Origin of the sequence: Gordonia phthalatica, from assembly GCF_001305675.1 — a bacterium.
In the GTDB taxonomy this organism is placed as follows: Bacteria; Actinomycetota; Actinomycetes; order Mycobacteriales; family Mycobacteriaceae; genus Gordonia; species Gordonia phthalatica.
This window is the reverse complement of the sequence record NZ_CP011853.1, coordinates 3,836,216-3,851,973: the sequence shown is the minus strand read 5'-3', so window position 1 is coordinate 3,851,973 and position 15,758 is coordinate 3,836,216. Positions and strand designations below refer to the sequence as shown.

14 protein-coding genes are annotated in these 15,758 nt (G+C 68.0%); 9 read left to right on the top strand and 5 right to left on the bottom strand.

The genetic code is table 11. The annotated features are described in order from the left end of the window. Nucleotides 1-84: 84 nt before the first annotated feature. Both ACH46_RS18150 and ACH46_RS18145 read right to left on the bottom strand, forming a co-directional pair. Nucleotides 85-738 carry an LGFP repeat-containing protein gene (locus ACH46_RS18150; protein ID WP_062394171.1) on the bottom strand — a complete coding sequence of 218 codons (654 nt, stop codon included), beginning with the start codon at nucleotides 736-738 and terminating at the stop codon, nucleotides 85-87. Nucleotides 739-1,263: 525 nt separating this feature from the next. Beyond that, nucleotides 1,264-1,704: a hypothetical protein gene (locus ACH46_RS18145; protein ID WP_226995674.1), complete on the bottom strand. Its 441-nt coding sequence runs from the start codon at nucleotides 1,702-1,704 to the stop codon at nucleotides 1,264-1,266. Nucleotides 1,705-1,886: 182 nt separating this feature from the next. Here ACH46_RS18145 and ACH46_RS18140 point away from each other — a divergent pair, with 182 nt between their 5' ends. Continuing rightward, nucleotides 1,887-3,095 carry a GGDEF domain-containing protein gene (locus tag ACH46_RS18140; RefSeq protein WP_157851090.1) on the top strand — a complete coding sequence of 403 codons (1,209 nt, stop codon included), beginning with the start codon at nucleotides 1,887-1,889 and terminating at the stop codon, nucleotides 3,093-3,095. A 40-nt stretch (nucleotides 3,096-3,135) separates the two neighbouring features. Here ACH46_RS18140 and ACH46_RS18135 read toward each other — a convergent pair whose 3' ends face one another. Further along, a complete protein-coding gene (locus ACH46_RS18135) occupies nucleotides 3,136-3,708 on the bottom strand; it encodes a hypothetical protein (RefSeq protein ID WP_226995673.1) in 573 nt (190 codons plus the stop codon). A gap of 403 nt (nucleotides 3,709-4,111) precedes the next feature. On the opposite strand from ACH46_RS18135, the gene clpB reads away from it, so the two are divergent. Then, entirely contained in the window at nucleotides 4,112-6,667 is a 2,556-nt protein-coding gene (gene clpB / locus ACH46_RS18130) for an ATP-dependent chaperone ClpB (protein ID WP_062394168.1), read from the top strand. A 133-nt stretch (nucleotides 6,668-6,800) separates the two neighbouring features. Next, entirely contained in the window at nucleotides 6,801-7,181 is a 381-nt protein-coding gene (locus ACH46_RS18125; protein WP_062394167.1) for a type II toxin-antitoxin system VapC family toxin, read from the top strand. A 34-nt stretch (nucleotides 7,182-7,215) separates the two neighbouring features. On the opposite strand, the gene ACH46_RS18120 is transcribed toward ACH46_RS18125, so the two are convergent. Both ACH46_RS18120 and ACH46_RS18115 read right to left on the bottom strand, forming a co-directional pair. Beyond that, nucleotides 7,216-8,607 (bottom strand): FAD-binding oxidoreductase, encoded by a 1,392-nt coding sequence (locus ACH46_RS18120; RefSeq protein WP_062395611.1) that lies wholly within the window; start codon nucleotides 8,605-8,607, stop codon nucleotides 7,216-7,218. Nucleotides 8,608-8,749: 142 nt separating this feature from the next. Next, nucleotides 8,750-9,379, bottom strand: a complete 630-nt coding sequence (locus tag ACH46_RS18115) for a hypothetical protein (protein ID WP_062394166.1) — start codon at nucleotides 9,377-9,379, stop codon at nucleotides 8,750-8,752. Between the two features lie 137 nt (nucleotides 9,380-9,516). Here ACH46_RS18115 and ACH46_RS18110 point away from each other — a divergent pair, with 137 nt between their 5' ends. The 6 genes from ACH46_RS18110 (at nucleotide 9,517) to ACH46_RS18090 (ending at nucleotide 15,752) form a co-directional block, all read left to right on the top strand. After that, nucleotides 9,517-10,242: an ABC transporter ATP-binding protein gene (locus ACH46_RS18110; protein ID WP_226995672.1), complete on the top strand. Its 726-nt coding sequence runs from the start codon at nucleotides 9,517-9,519 to the stop codon at nucleotides 10,240-10,242. Next, complete coding sequence (locus ACH46_RS18105) at nucleotides 10,239-11,033, top strand: ABC transporter permease (protein WP_193392919.1); 795 nt, start codon at nucleotides 10,239-10,241, stop codon at nucleotides 11,031-11,033. Before ACH46_RS18110 ends, ACH46_RS18105 begins: the two co-directional genes overlap by 4 nt. 218 nt (nucleotides 11,034-11,251) lie before the next feature. Beyond that, nucleotides 11,252-11,350, top strand: coding sequence for a K(+)-transporting ATPase subunit F (gene kdpF, locus ACH46_RS20925; RefSeq protein ID WP_082399790.1), 99 nt, complete (start codon nucleotides 11,252-11,254; stop codon nucleotides 11,348-11,350). A gap of 11 nt (nucleotides 11,351-11,361) precedes the next feature. Further along, nucleotides 11,362-13,050, top strand: coding sequence for a potassium-transporting ATPase subunit KdpA (gene kdpA, locus ACH46_RS18100; protein ID WP_062394164.1), 1,689 nt, complete (start codon nucleotides 11,362-11,364; stop codon nucleotides 13,048-13,050). Next, entirely contained in the window at nucleotides 13,051-15,102 is a 2,052-nt protein-coding gene (kdpB, locus tag ACH46_RS18095; protein WP_062394163.1) for a potassium-transporting ATPase subunit KdpB, read from the top strand. Nucleotides 15,103-15,107: 5 nt separating this feature from the next. Then, a complete protein-coding gene (locus ACH46_RS18090; RefSeq protein WP_062394162.1) occupies nucleotides 15,108-15,752 on the top strand; it encodes a potassium-transporting ATPase subunit C in 645 nt (214 codons plus the stop codon). Nucleotides 15,753-15,758: the final 6 nt, after the last annotated feature.

Sequence of the window (15,758 nt, the reverse complement as noted above, 5' to 3'; positions counted from 1 at the left end):
GTGGCTCTGGCCAGCATGTTCACACGGAACGACGCCCCGCTCGCGGGTGCGAGCGGGGCGTCGTCGAGTCGTGCTGCCGAAGAATTACTTGGCGGGGACGACCTTGTCCTTGACGGTGACCTCGACCTTGTCGGTCTTGGGGGAGAAGGTGATCTTGCCGTTCTCGAAGGTCGAGACCTTCAGATCGCCCTCGTCGGTCTCGTCGCTGGTCGCGGTGCCGAGCGGGCCTTCCGAGCCACTCTTGCCGTCGGCGGCGGGCTGGCCGGTCTCGTCGCGCTTGACGTTCCAGGCGTCGCGGATCTTGCCCCAGGTGATGTAGGCGGTCGCGTCCGCGTTCTTGGCGGTGATGACGCCGCCGTCGAACTGCTGGAAGATGACGCCGTTCGCGCTGGTGCCCGAGCCCTTCTCGCCGGTCAGCGGCTTGCCGAGATCCTTCTTCTGCTTCTCGGTGGCCGAGCTGTACTTCTTGGCGATGGCGCCCTTCAGCGTCACCTTGGAACCGTCGGCGGCGGTCAGCTCGACCGACTCGCCTGCGTTGGCGCCGGTCTCGCCGGTCTTGTCGCCGCTGGCGTCCGCACCGTCGGTGCTGGTGGCGCCGTCGGTCGCGGTCGCGGCGACGGTGCCGGACGATGCGGAAGCGGCGTCATCGCTGTCGTTGCTGCTGCAACCCACGACGACCGTCGCGGTGAGCGAAGCTGCGGCCACTACCCCGGCCACTCGTCGAGCAACGTGATTCATGAAATCCCCTCTCAGTCCTCATCCAGCAGTCGCTGGGTAGAAAGACCCTAACGCTGTAGACGGGTGTTGCGCAGGGGACTTCGGGGCGGACGGCATCGAAGGGGTGGCGGGTCAAGTGTGACGCGACCGGCGTCATTCGAACGATGTAACGATCAGTGCAGGTCAAGGCTCTGAGGACACTGTCGACGTGGGGTGGTCACCGAATTTCCGTCATCGAAGATTTAATTACCTGACGAACCGGGCCATTCTGGTCGGGTTTCGCGAACCGGTGGCCTCGGCCACCGGTCTGAGCTCCCGACGAGGAGAAGTTTGCGGACCGGCTGCGTTCGGTCGCCTCTCGGCGAAAGGCGCAACGCGGCTCCAGCCGAACGGTATTCCGCGAAGGCAAAGGGTTGAGCCCGGGGGACACGGAACGCAACCGATCCAGCCGGTGCAACGCGGTTGCTTCGGGATCTATTCCGGACGTCGGAAGTCGTCGTCGCGCACGTGTTCCGGGCGTGCCTCGGGCACCACTCGATGCGTCGATCAGCGTGGGACGTTACCGGTCAGGCGGAGGGTCTCCGGGGGTGCGGTGACAGAGGAGTACAGAGAGACCCTCGTGAAATTGCCGGCCTTGGGGGCGAACAGCCAGACCCCGACGGGGCGACTGGCGGTGCGGCCCGTGGCGCAGTCCGGCTTGCAGAGTTTCCGGTGTTCGGTGCCGTACCCGGCCGCCCAGCCGTCGGTCCAGCCGACCCACGCGATGCCAGTGACGTACAGGCCCATGTCGCCGCAAGAGATCGAGGTCAGATCTCTTGGCCGGATCTGTTTGGCGCCCGTGCAGCTCCGAACGACCGTCGTCACTTCATGCTTCCCGTTCGGCGCGGCATCGGCCGAGGCCGATGTGCCGACTGCGGTGGACAGCGTCAAGAACGCTGCCGCCAGGCCCGCACCGAGGATGCGGAAGAACATCGTTCGGATCTGCATCGGCTCAGCGTACTGGCGTTCTCATGAGTAATGAGTGCTTTCGACCGGGTCGACGGGTGTTCGACGTGGGAGGATGTTGGCCCGATCTTCGTGATGACGACGTCACCCGCACGGAGGCGGCGTCGACCGGACCCGTCCGCGCGGATCTGGTCGGCTGCGGAGCGACAGATGTGGATCAATGGATGAACCTCGACGCAATGACCCTGTGGTGCACGATCGCGGCCGCAGCAATCGTCATCGGCGGACTGCAGGTGGTCCAGTTCCTGATCAACCGGAGCGAGACCGCGATGCTGCTATGGGGGATCGCGAAACTGACCGGTGCGGTGGGCGCTGCGCTCCTCGCGGTCCGGGAGATCGTCCCCGACCTCCTATCGGTCACCGTCGGCAACGCATTGATCGTCCTCGCCGTCTCCATCGACGCCGCAGGCGTCGTCGCCTTCAACGTCGCGAAGATCTCTCGAACGGTCCTCGTGTTGCCCCTCGTCGTGATGCTGGTCGGATTCCTCAGCGTGCCGACCATCAACTCCGACATCGCGATGCAGACCTATATCAACGGCGTCTGCGTGTCGGCGGTGCTCGGGTGGGCTGCTGTGCACGCTCACCGCGCGAACTCCCGCGAGCGTCTCGTCTGGCGACGCGGACTGGCGGCGGTGCTGTGGACGTGGGTCGCCACGATGGGCGCGCGGATGGTGTCCAGCATCTGGATTCCGGACGCCACGAACCCGGTCGGGTCCTCACCCGTGCAGTCGATCACCGCGTTGATCCTGTTGGCGCTGGTCGTGATGATCGGCGTCGTCGAGATGCTCGCTTCGCGCGAACGCGTCGACCGCAAACTCGCCCAATCCTTGCGGCACGACCACCAGACGGGCGCGCTCAACCGTGCGGGGTTGGCCGTCGAGGTCGAGCAGCTGACCTCGAAAGCGGATCGCGCGGCGGTCCTCCTGATCGACATCGACGATTTCAAGGCCATCAACGACACCGCCGGGCATCTGGCAGGCGACGCAGCACTCGTCGACCTCACCGACGTCGTGCGGCCGCACCTCGGTGCGCGCGGCATTCTTGCGAGGTTCGGAGGCGACGAATTCTGCGTGGTGATCCCGGGGGCCGATCTCGATGCCGCCGTCGCGGTCGCCGAAGCGATCCGTGACGACGTGAACGACGTGAGGCGGTCTGCCGCATCGTCGGCGGGTTTCACGGTCAGCATCGGCATCTCCGTCGGTGAGCTGCATCAGACCGAGGCGTTCGATCGGATGCTGTCGTCGGCCGACGGCGCGCTGTACGAAGCGAAGCGGTCGGGTCGGAATGCGGTACGCGCGTGCTCTGCAGCGGGCGGTCGGGCACGGGCCGAGTCCACACCTCCCGCCTCGGCCGGTGACGTGATGTCGTCGTGAAACCGCACGTTCCGAGGGGGAATCGCGGCCGCGGTGAGACCTAGTCAACGGACCGATCAGCAGCCGTGCACGCCCGGTCCGGCAGCAGGATCCGGTCTAGAAGCCAGGCCGCGACGGCCATCATCACCAGTGTGTCGAGGTAGTGGCAGGCCATGGCACCGAGGTAGCCGGGGCCACCCCAGGCATTGACGGTGAAGTTCGGGTCCAGGCCGGCGATGATCTGCTCGCCCGCGCGAATCGGGCCGTACAACAGCAGGATCGTCGGGAGCACCGCGGCACCCAGCCGCCACCAGGGACGCGGGCGCTGCCGCACTGTGAGGCGGACTCGTCGTGCGGCTTTCTCTCCGACCGGTAGGAGCAGGGCCGAGCCGCGACGCCCGAGTCGACGCCTACGAATGGCGACCGCGAGTGCGACGACGGCAACGACGACAGCCAGCACCGCGTGGACCGCCCATCCGTCGGTGTCGGCGACCTGCGCTTCAAGAACCGGGGAGCGCTGCAGGTACACAAGCGCACCCTGCGCCACGCCGAGGGCGAAGAGGGCGCCCATCAGGGTGATCAGACGCGCCGACAGACGAGGTGTTGATGCGGGGCGGGACGGTGCAGTGGACATGCCCTTACTGTTCGCCTCGCGGCCGGTTCGTGTCATCCGTCCAGGGGACTGGATTCGCTCTGGTTCTGGGGAGCTAGTGTCCTGCGCCGGGAGTTGCTTTCGGGTTTCTGTGGATCCGATGACCGCCTGGCTGCGTTGCCGTCGGTCGGACACAGCTCGCACCACCTCTGTTTCGCGCACTCGGTCGCGACTGAGTGTGGGAAGCACAAGTGGTGCTACTGGTCGACAAGTGGTGCGGCAGCCTCTCTGCGGGAAAGCGTGTTGCACATCACTCGAAACTCAAACTTAAGCGGAATACGCTCAACCCTGTGTTGGTTGAACGAGTCGTGAGGCAAACATGAGCCTCGTAGACTTAAGTTCAGAATCGCTCTGAACACGACAGACCAACAGAGAGGCGAACCCAGTGGACAGTTTCACCCCCACCACCAAGACTCAGGCTGCACTGCAGGCCGCCGTCCAGGACGCGGCAGCTGCGGGCAACCCCGATGTGCGCCCGGCCCACATCCTCGTCGCACTTCTCGAGCAGACCGACGGCATCGCGTCGCCGCTGCTCAAGGCGGTGGGCGTCGATCCGGTGCGGATCCGCAACGAGGCGAAGAACCTCGTCGACCGCGCACCGACGGTGTCGTCGGCGAGCGCGCAGCCGCAGCTGAGCCGTGAGTCGATCGCGGCGATCACCGCCGCGCAGAAGCTCGCGACCGAACTGACAGACGAGTACGTCTCCACCGAGCATCTGATGGTCGGTCTGGCGACGGGTGAGTCGGACGCAGCCAAGCTCCTCGGCGGAGCCGGTGCGACTCCGGAAGCGTTGCGCGATGCGTTCGTCGCCGTGCGCGGAACCGCACGCGTGACCAGCGAGGACCCGGAATCGACCTACCAGTCGCTGGAGAAGTACTCCACCGACCTCACCAAGCGGGCTCGCGAAGGCGACCTCGACCCGGTGATCGGCCGCGACTCGGAGATCCGTCGCGTGGTGCAGGTGCTGTCGCGCCGCACCAAGAATAACCCGGTGCTCATCGGTGAGCCCGGCGTCGGCAAGACGGCGATCGTCGAAGGGCTGGCGCAGCGTGTCGTCGCCGGCGACGTCCCGGAGTCGTTGCGCGGCAAGACCGTCATCTCGCTCGACCTGGGCTCGATGGTCGCGGGCGCCAAGTACCGCGGCGAGTTCGAAGAGCGGCTGAAGGCCGTGCTCGACGAGATCAAGGCGTCGAACGGGCAGATCATCACGTTCATCGACGAGCTCCACACCATCGTCGGCGCCGGTGCCACCGGCGAATCCGCGATGGACGCAGGCAACATGATCAAGCCGCTGCTCGCCCGCGGTGAGCTGCGTCTGGTCGGTGCGACGACTCTCGAGGAGTACCGCAAGTACATCGAGAAGGACGCTGCGCTCGAGCGCCGCTTCCAGCAGGTCTACGTCGGGGAGCCGTCGGTGGAGGACACCATCGGCATCCTGCGCGGTCTGAAGGACCGGTACGAGGTGCACCACGGTGTGCGCATCACCGACTCGGCGCTGGTCTCGGCCGCGACGCTGTCGGACCGCTACATCACGTCGCGGTTCCTGCCCGACAAGGCCATCGACCTGGTCGACGAGGCCGCGTCGCGCCTCCGGATGGAGATCGACTCGCGCCCCGTCGAGATCGACGAGGTGGAGCGCATCGTCCGTCGCCTCGAAGTGGAGGAGGTCGCCCTGGAAAAGGAGACCGACGCCGCGTCGAAGGAACGACTGGAGGCGCTGCGCCGCGAACTCGCAGACCATCGCGAGAAGCTCAACGAGCTGTCGGCTCGCTGGCAGTCGGAGAAGACCGCCATCGACGCAGTTCGCGACGTCAAGGAGGAGCTGGAACGCCTCCGCGGCGAAGCCGACCGCGCCGAGCGCGACGGTGACCTGGGCAAGGCGGCCGAACTCCGCTACGGCAGGATCCCGAGCCTGGAGAAGGAGCTCGACGCCGCGATCGAGAAGAGCGGCGGCGACCCAGAGACCGGTGACGTGATGCTGCAGGAAGAGGTGGGTCCCGACCAGGTGGCCGAGGTGGTCTCGGCGTGGACGGGCGTGCCCGCGGGCAAGATGCTCGAGGGCGAGACCGCCAAGCTGCTGCGCATGGAGTACGAGCTGGGCAAGCGCGTCATCGGGCAGCTCGACGCGGTGAAGGCCGTGTCGGACGCGGTCCGTCGCGCTCGCGCCGGAGTCGCCGACCCGAACCGGCCGCTGGGTTCGTTCCTGTTCCTCGGCCCCACCGGCACCGGTAAGACCGAGCTCGCGAAGGCCCTCGCCGAGTTCATGTTCGACGACGAACGAGCGATCGTCCGCATCGACATGAGCGAGTACGGCGAGAAGCACAGCGTCGCGCGGCTCGTCGGCGCCCCTCCCGGCTACGTCGGCTACGAGGCAGGCGGTCAGCTGACCGAGGCCGTGCGTCGTCGCCCGTACTCGGTGGTCCTGTTCGACGAGGTCGAGAAGGCCCACCCGGACGTCTTCGACGTGCTGCTGCAGGTCCTCGACGAGGGGCGTCTGACCGACGGTCAGGGACGCACGGTGGACTTCCGCAACACCATCCTCATCCTGACGTCCAACCTGGGCGCCGGCGGTGACAAGGACATGGTGATGGCGGCCGTCCGCGCGGCGTTCAAGCCGGAGTTCATCAACCGGCTCGACGACGTCGTCATCTTCGACGCGCTCTCGCCCGAGCAGCTGGTCCGGATCGTCGACATCCAGCTCGACAACCTCGCCAAGCGACTGCGTCAGCGTCGTCTGGAGTTGGCCGTCACGCCGAAGGCGAAGGAATGGCTCGCCGAGCGCGGCTTCGATCCGCTCTACGGCGCGCGTCCGCTGCGCCGCCTGGTGCAGCAGGCCATCGGCGACCAGCTCGCCAAGGCGCTGCTGGCCGGCGACGTCCGCGACGGCGACACCGTGCCGGTGAACGTCGGCGCCGACGGCGACTCGTTGGTGATCGGCTGACCTGAGCGAAACGAACGGTCCCGCTCCCTCTTCGGGGGCGGGACCGTTTGTCGTTCGGGGCGGTGACGTGCAGAAGCTGTGGAATTCGGAGTCTTTTGCGCGGAACGATATACGACGAGGCCGGGTTGCCGCGATGATCATCGACACCTCGGCCGCAGTTGCGCTACTGCGTGCCGAATCGGAGGCCGCAGCGATGATCGCGGCGATGGGTGCTGCTCCGCGTCTCGGCATGTCGGCGGCCGGCGTGCTGGAACTCTCGATCGTCGCTGCGTCGGCGGGACCGGAGCTGGTCGAGGACTTCCTGCGCGACCTTCGCATCGAGGTCATCACTGTCGACGCCGAGCACCTTCGGTGGGCACGGATCGGGCATGCGCGGTACGGGCGCGGATCCGGTTCGCCTGCGAAGCTGAACTTCGGGGACTGTCTCTCCTATGGTGCGGCGAAGGCGGAGGGGCGGCCGCTGCTGTACAAGGGGTCGGACTTCGTGCATACGGATGTGGAGTCGGCGCTCTGACCTGCGATTCGGTGCGCGTCCAGGACTCGGCTCTCTAGAACGCCTTCCCCGGATTCAGGATCCCGTGCGGGTCGAGGGCGGCCTTCACCGCATGATGCATGGCGAGAACTTCGGGGGCGAACTCCTTGTGGAGACCGTCGCGCTTCAGCAGTCCGACGCCGTGCTCCCCGGTCACCGTGCCGCCGAGTTCGACGGCGGCGTCGATGATCGCGGTGAACGCCCGTTGTGCTCGGTCCTCGGCGGCGGCGTCGCCGTCGTCGACGATCAACAGGGGATGAAGGTTCCCGTCGCCGGCGTGTGCCAGGTTGGCGATGACGGTGTCGTGCTCGACGCCGATCGCCTCGATGCGACGCAGCATCTCCGCGACGCGGCCCTTCGGGACGCAGACGTCCTCGGTCAGGACCGGACCGAGTCGTTCGAGCGCGGGGTAGGCGAGCCGACGTGCGGCGAAGAGCGCTTCGGCCTCGGCCTCGTCGGTGGAGACAGCCGCCCACGTCGCACCCGCACCGGTGAAGCACCTGCTCATCCGTGCGGCCTCGTCGTCGCCGACGGATCCGGGAGTGTCGATGCGGCCGAGGAGGATGACGTCGGCGTCGGCGGAGAGGCCCATGCCCTTCCACTCGTCGACCGCGACGAGGCATCGGCGATCCATCAACTCGAGCGCCGACGGTGTCAATCCTGCGGCGGCGACGGCCTCGACGGCGTCGCCTGCGTCGCCGACGGAATCGAAATAGCCTGCGATCGTGCGCTGGTGGTCGGGGGCCGGTCGCAGCCGAACGGTGACTCCGGTGACGATGCCGAGGGTGCCTTCGGAGCCGACCATGAGCCCGGCGAGGTCGTAGCCGGCCACGCCCTTCGCGGTGCGCCGTCCGAGCTGGACCACATCGCCGAGTCCGGTCACGACCTCCAGCGCCAAGACGTAGTCGCGGGTGACGCCGTATTTGACGCAGCACACGCCGCCGGCGTTGGTCGCGACGTTTCCGCCGATCGTCGACCACGGTGCGCTGGACGGGTCAGGCGGATACCAGAGCCCCTTCTTCGCCACCGCGGCACGGAGCTGGTCGTTGACGACGCCCGGCTGCACGATCGCCAGACGTTCGAGAGGATCGATCGCCTGAATGGCGTCCATCGACTCCATGGCCAGAACGACGCAGCCGTCGACGGCGTTCGCTCCGCCGGACAGGCCGGTGCCGGCTCCGCGCGGGACGATCGGGGTGCCCGACTCAATGCAGATCCTGACGGTCGTCTGCACTTCCGCAGTGCTGCGCGGACGTACGACCGCGATCGGCACGCCCGCGGGAGCCCACACCGCCTGATCGCGGGCGTACGACGACGTGATGTCGGTGTCGACGATGACTCGGCCGTCCGGGAGGGCAGCGGAGAGTCGATCGCGCAGCCGAATGCGGCTGGTGGCGGTGTCGGTCATCGTCGCATCGTAGGGCGAGGTCGCGACTCCGGCGTGGCGGCGTCCCACATGCCGAGAAACGGCGGTCGGAGAGGAGCATGAGAACGACGAACGGTCCGGCTCCCGCAAGGGAACCGGACCGTCGTGGGTCGGAGAGCGGTGACTACCGCGGGCAGAACTGCGTCGCGACGCCCATCACGAACTGCAGCGGGCTGCCGCGCAGGCCCAGTTCCCAGGCGGTGCCCTTGACGATCTGGAGGCACTGGTCGTACTTCGGGACCACTGAGTTGTCGACCTTCACGGCCACCTTGTTGGTGCCGCCGAGCAGGTTGGTGGTGACGGTCTCGGTGGTCTCGGCCGCGTCGTTCTTGACGGTGTCGGTCTTGGTGCCGTCAGTCTTCGAGTCGTCCTTCTTCTCCTCGGCCGGGGCGGGCTTCGGGCCGACGCAGGTGCCGGAGACGGTGTAGGTGGTGTTGTTCAGCATGCCGCCGAAGTTGGCGATGCCAGTGTGCTGGTTCAGCACGTTCAGCGACACCGTTCGGGTCAGCGTCTTGGTGCCGGTCTTGCCGTCCTTGCGGGTGGCGGTGACGGTGCACTTGTCGGCGTCGGTGCGGTTGATGACCATCACGTTGATCTCGTTGTTGCCCGACGTGATCGACACGGCGCCCGATGACGGCTGGGTGTAGGCGGCGACGGTGCCCGCGGCGGCGTCGCCGGGGACGGCGACGAGACCGACGGTGGCGACAGCGGCGGACGCTGCGGCGACGGTGGCGAACTTTGCCAAACGCTTCACGAGGAACTCCCTAGAGTGAGACCGACCATCCCACTAAAACGGACCGTCGTGACGGTGCGCAAATCGAATCGACGCGGATCTTGACGATGCGGAACCGTCGGCGTTAAATTCAACGCACGATGAATTATCGACCATCGATGAATCGAGGCGACATGCCCGCGGCGATCAGATGCGAGAACGTCAGCGTTCGGCGGGGGAAGGTGCAAGCGGTCGACGACCTCACGGTCTCGGTGCCGCGAGGTTCGGTGACGGGGCTGCTCGGCCCGTCTGGATGCGGCAAGACGACGCTGATGCGCGCGATCGTCGGAACTCAGAAGAACGTGTCGGGCCGGATCGACGTGCTCGACCGTCCGGCCGGAATTCCGAGCCTGCGCCGCGACGTCGGCTACGTGACCCAGGCGGCGTCGGTCTACGGCGACCTCACTGTGGAACAGAACGTCCGCTACTTCGCGCAGATCTACGGCGCGGAGAACGGGATCGCCGAGGCGATCGACGCAGTGGACCTCGGCTCCCACGTCGACCACTTGGCGGGCGACCTCTCTGGCGGGCAGTTGAACCGGGTCTCCATCGCCTGCGCGCTGGTCACGCGTCCGCAGCTGCTGATCCTCGACGAGCCGACGGTCGGCCTGGACCCCGTCCTTCGCGCGGACCTCTGGCAGCGCTTCAAACGGCTGACCGACGCCGGGGTCACCCTGCTGGTGTCGAGCCACGTGATGGACGAGGCCGAGCACTGCGACGAACTGATCCTGATGCGCGCCGGCGGTCTGGTGGCGCAGTTGCCGCCGTCGGAACTGCGGGCGCGCACCGGGGAGACCAACCTGGAAAGAGCCTTCCTGGCACTCATCGAGGGGGCGACGGCATGACCGGCTCGACCGAGACGACGACCCGCACCGGTCCGATCCGCCCGAAACTGCTCCTCGCCACGGCCGTGCGCGTGCTGCGGCAGCTCCGCGCCGACCCGCGGACCGTCGGACTGATCCTCGGGATCCCGGTGATCCTGATGACGCTGCTGTACTTCATGTTCTCGGAGGCGCCGCACAGCCCGTTCGCGCCGAACCCGTTCGACCGCATCGGCACCGTGATGCTCGGCATCCTGCCGTTCACCACCATGTTCCTGATCACGTCGATCGCCATGCTCCGCGAACGACGGTCCGGAACCCTGGAACGCCTGCTGACGACGCCGCTCGGCAGGCTCGACCTCCTCGGCGGCTACGGGCTCGCGTTCTCGATCCTCGCCGCGATTCAGGCGGTTCTGGCCGTCGGCGTCTCGTACTGGCTGCTGGACCTGCAGCTCGCCGGCTCGATCGGCTGGGTCTTCGTCATCGCGATGCTCGACGCGATGCTCGGCGTGGGGCTGGGGCTGCTGTGCAGCGCCTTCGCGCAAACCGAGTTCCAGGCCGTGCAGTTCCTGCCGATAGTGGTGATCCCGCAACTGTTCCTGTGCGGCCTGTTCGTCGCGCGCGAAGACCTGCCCGGCTGGATGCAGGCGCTGTCGACGGTGATGCCGCTGACCTACGCGGTGCAGGCGCTGCAGGAGGTGGCCGCCAACGTGGCGGCGACGTCACTGATGTGGCGCGATATCGGGATCGTCGCCGCATGCACGCTGATCGCGCTGGCACTGGCTGCGGGGACGCTGAGTCGGCGGAGCGCGTAGGGGAGCCGTCAAGATTCGCCGTCGCGCCGTATAGATCGCGTTAAAGCCTCTGGCGCCCACCGCCTTCCGGGGCGAGCGTGAGAGTCGAGCCCGTCGAACGACGGGCCGTCGACGAATGGGGCGAGGACGATGGCCGATCTGCTGATGGTGGGGATCGGAGTGATCGCGATGGCGATCTGCTCCGGTCTGCTGTACGTGCTCGAACGGGGGTCGCGGCGATGACCGCGGCGGGCGCCGAAGCGGTGCTGCTGGTGGCGGCCGCGGTCGCTCTCATCGGTTACCTGGTGGCAGCACTGCTGTACCCGGACAAGTTCTGAAGGCCGGTGCGTTGACAGATCTTTCGGCCGGCCTTCTGCAGCTGGCATCCGTTCTCGCCATCCTCGCCGCGGCGTACGTACCGCTCGGCGACTACATGGCGCGCGTCTACTCGACGCCGCGCGACGCAGCACCCGAGCGCCTGGTGTTTCGCGTGCTGGGGGTGAACCCGCGTGGCAACCAGACCGCGCGCGGCTACGGGCTGTCCGCGCTCGCGTTCACCTCGGTCTCCCTCGCGGCGCTCTACGCGCTGCAACGACTGCAGGGTCATCTCCCGTGGTCGGACGGCAAGCCGGGCATGTCGCCCGCCGTCGCGTTCAACACCGCGATCTCGTTCGTCGCCAACACCAACTGGCAGTCGTACGAGCCGGAGACCACCATCAGCAACCTGACCCAGATGCTCGGCCTCGCAGTGCAGAACTTCCTGTCCGCGGCGGTCGGAATGGCCGTCGCCGTCGCCCTGATCCGCGGCATCGCGAACCACCGGGGCAACGGCGAGATCGGCAACTTCTGGGTGGACCTCATCCGCGGAACGGTGCGCATCCTGCTGCCGCTCGCGGCGGTCGTCGCAGCGATCCTGGTGTTCCAGGGTGCGGTGCAGTCGTGGCACACCGGCGCGACGATCACCATGCTCGACGGCACGCGCAGTCGAATCCCGTTGGGGCCGTTCGCCTCGCAGGAGTCGATCAAACTGCTCGGCACCAACGGCGGCGGCACCTACGGTGCCAACTCGGCGCACCCGTTCTCGAACCCGACGCCGCTGACCAACGTGGTCTCGGTCCTCGCGATCCTGATCATCCCGGTCAGCCTCACGCGGACGTACGGAACCCTCGTGCACGACCGCAGGCAGGGCCTCGCCCTCCTCGGCGTGATGGCCACGATCTGGGGCGGCATGCTGGCCCTGGTCTGGACGATGGAGTCGCGCACCGACGGCGCCGCATCGCAGGCGGCCGGCGCGATGCTCGAGGGCAAGGAGACGCGCTTCGGGATCCCCGGCAGCGCGCTGTTCGCGGTGTCGACCACGGGCACCTCGACCGGTGCGGTGAACTCCGCGCACGACAGCTTCTCCGCCGGGGGAGGCGGCGGCCTCCTCTGGAACATGCTGCTCGGGGAGGTTGCGCCCGGCGGTGTCGGCTCCGGTCTCTACGGCCTGCTAGTGCTGGCGATCATCACGGTCTTCGTCGGCGGGCTCCTGGTGGGACGTTCACCGGAGTTCCTCGGCAAGAAGGTCGGCCGCCGCGAGATCACCCTCTCCGCGCTGTACGTCCTCGTGATGCCCGCCCTGGTGCTGACCGGAGCGTCGATCACGGTCCTTCTCGGCTCCATCGGCGACGCCCTCGGTAACGACGGCCTCGTCGGAAGCCGGAGTGCCGCACACGGATTCAGCGAGGTCATGTACGCCTTCGCGTCGGCGGCCAACAACAACGGCAGCGCCTTCGGAGGCCTCACCGCCACCAGCGACTGGCTGCAGATCTCCCTCGGCCTCGCCATGCTCCTCGGCCGGATCGTGCCGATCGTGCTGGTCCTCGCCCTCGCCGGATCGCTCGCCCGGCAGAAGCCCAAAACCGGTGAGCAGCGGGCCGCGGCACTGTCGACCAGCGGCGTCCTGTTCGGCGCGCTGCTCCTCGGCACCGCACTCCTCGTCGCCGGACTCACCTTCTTCCCGGCCATGGCGCTGGGACCCATCGCGGAGGCACTCTAGATGACCGCAACACTCGTTCCCCACACGCCGAGCGACACCGAACTCGTCCACAGCGGCGCGTTCGACGCCCGACAACTCGTCGCCTCGCTGCCGCAGGCCGTCGGGAAACTGAAGCCGCGCGACCAGGCGCGGAACCCCGTCATGTTCGTCGTCTACCTCGGCGCCATCGCATCGACGATCCTCGCCGCGGCGTCGAGCTCGGTCTTCGCGTGGCTGATCGTCGCGTGGCTGTGGTTCACGGTGATCTTCGCGGGCCTCGCCGAAGCGGTCGCCGAGGGCCGCGGCAAGGCGCAGGCCGCCAGCCTCCGCAAGGTCAAGCGCGACACCGTGGCCCGCGTCCTCACCGACGACGGCGCCATCGTCGAGACGCCCGGATCCGACCTGCACGTCGGAATGCGGATCGTCGTCGAGGCCGGCGAGACCATCGCGGGCGACGGCGACGTGATCGACGGCATCGCGACCGTCGACGAGTCCGCGATCACCGGAGAATCCGCGCCCGTCGTCCGCGAGTCGGGCGGTGACCGCTCGGCGGTCACCGGTGGCACCGTGGTCCTCTCCGACCGGATCGTCGTGCGGATCACCGCCGAACCGGGCAGCACCTTCGTCGACCGGATGATCGCGCTGGTGGAGGGAGCCTCGCGCAAGAAGACGCCCAACGAGATCGCCCTGAACATCCTGCTGACGGCCCTCACCATCGTCTTCCTGCTCGCGGTCCTCGCGATCGGCCCGATGCAGGGGTTCGCGGGGCAGGCCCCCGATCCGGTGAAGCTGATCGCCCTCCTCGTCTGCCTGATCCCCACCACCATCGGCGCGCTGCTGTCGTCGATCGGCATCGCGGGCATGGACCGCCTGGTGCAGCGCAACGTGCTCGCCATGTCCGGTCGCGCCGTCGAAGCCGCGGGCGACATCGACACCCTCCTCATGGACAAGACCGGCACCATCACCTTCGGCAACCGCCGCGCCACCGCGTTCCACCCGGCCGACGGGGTATCGACCACTGAGCTCGCCGCCGTCGCCCACCGCTGCAGCCTCGCCGACGAGACGCCCGAGGGCCGCAGCATCGTCGACCTGGCCCGCGACGAGTACCAGGTGACGACCGGCGACGACTCCGGCGCGACGGTCGTGCCGTTCACCGCGCAGACCCGGATGAGCGGCGTCGACGCGGACGGACACAGCTTCCGCAAGGGCGCCGCCGACGCCGTCGAGAAGTGGTGCGGACGGCTCGACGCCGACGTGCGCAGCACCGTCGACGAGATCTCCACCCGCGGCGGCACCCCGCTGGTGGTCGCGACCAAGACGGGCCTGCGGGCACACGTCCTCGGCGTGATCGAACTGTCCGACGTCGTCAAACCGGGCATGGCCGAGCGGTTCGCTCAATTACGGGCGATGGGCATCCGCACGGTGATGGTGACCGGCGACAACCCGCTCACCGCGAAGGCCATCGCCGCGCAGGCCGGCGTCGACGACTTCATCGCGCAGGCCACGCCCGAGGACAAGCTGGACCTGATCCGCGCCGAGCAGTCCGGCGGGCGGCTGGTCGCGATGACCGGCGACGGCACCAACGACGCGCCCGCGCTGGCGCAGGCCGATGTGGGCCTGGCGATGAACACCGGCACCATGGCCGCCAAGGAGGCGGGCAACATGGTGGACCTAGACTCCGACCCGACCAAGCTCATCGAGGTGGTGGCGATCGGCAAGCAGCTGCTGATCACCCGCGGGGCACTGACCACGTTCTCGCTGGCGAACGACCTCGCCAAGTACTTCGCGATCCTGCCCGCGCTGTTCGCGTCCACGTACCCGCAGCTCGACGCGCTCAACATCATGCGGCTCCATTCGGCGCAGTCGGCGATCGTCTCCGCCGTCGTCTTCAACGCGCTGATCATCATCGCGCTGATTCCGCTGTCGCTGAAGGGCGTCCGCTACCGGGCAGCGAGTGCCGCCGACCTGCTGCGCCGCAATCTGCTGCTGTTCGGGGTCGGCGGCGTCGTGACCCCGTTCATCGGAATCTGGCTGATCGACCTGCTGGTCCGGCTGCTGCCGGGGATGGGCTGAACATCATGAAGAACTTCGTCACCGGATTCGCCCGACAGTGCGTCTTGGCACTCCTCGCGCTGATCGCCCTGACCGTCGTGGTCGGCGGGCTGTACCCCGTCGCGGTGTGGGCAATCTCCCGCGTCGACGCGACCGCCGCCGAGGGCTCCTTCGTCACCGATGCGCGGGGCTGCACCACGTCGACGCTGATCGGCGTGGACCAGCGCGTCCCCGCCGGACGCCCGGACCCGTTCCTGCACAACCGCGTCGCCGGCGGCGTCGACGACCCGATGGCGCCCGGCGACCCGTCGGCCTCCGGGGCGAGCAACCTGGGCCCCAACAGTCCGGAACTGGTGAAGATCGTCGACGCACGACGCGCGACGATCGCGCAGCGCGAGCACGTGGCGCCGTCGCAGGTCCCCGCCGACGCCGTCACCGGCTCGGGATCGAGCCTCGATCCCGACATCAGCCCCGCGTACGCCGCGCTGCAGACGCCGCGCATCGCCCGCGTCACCGGGCTGCCGATGGAGCGGGTCCGCGAGATCGTCGCCGCGCACACGGACGGTCGTCAGTTGGGCTTTCTCGGGGAGGAGCGGGTCAACGTCCAGCAGGTGAACCGCGACCTCGCTGCGGCTGCGCCGAAGGCGTTCGATGGCACCGGATGCCGCTAACATTGG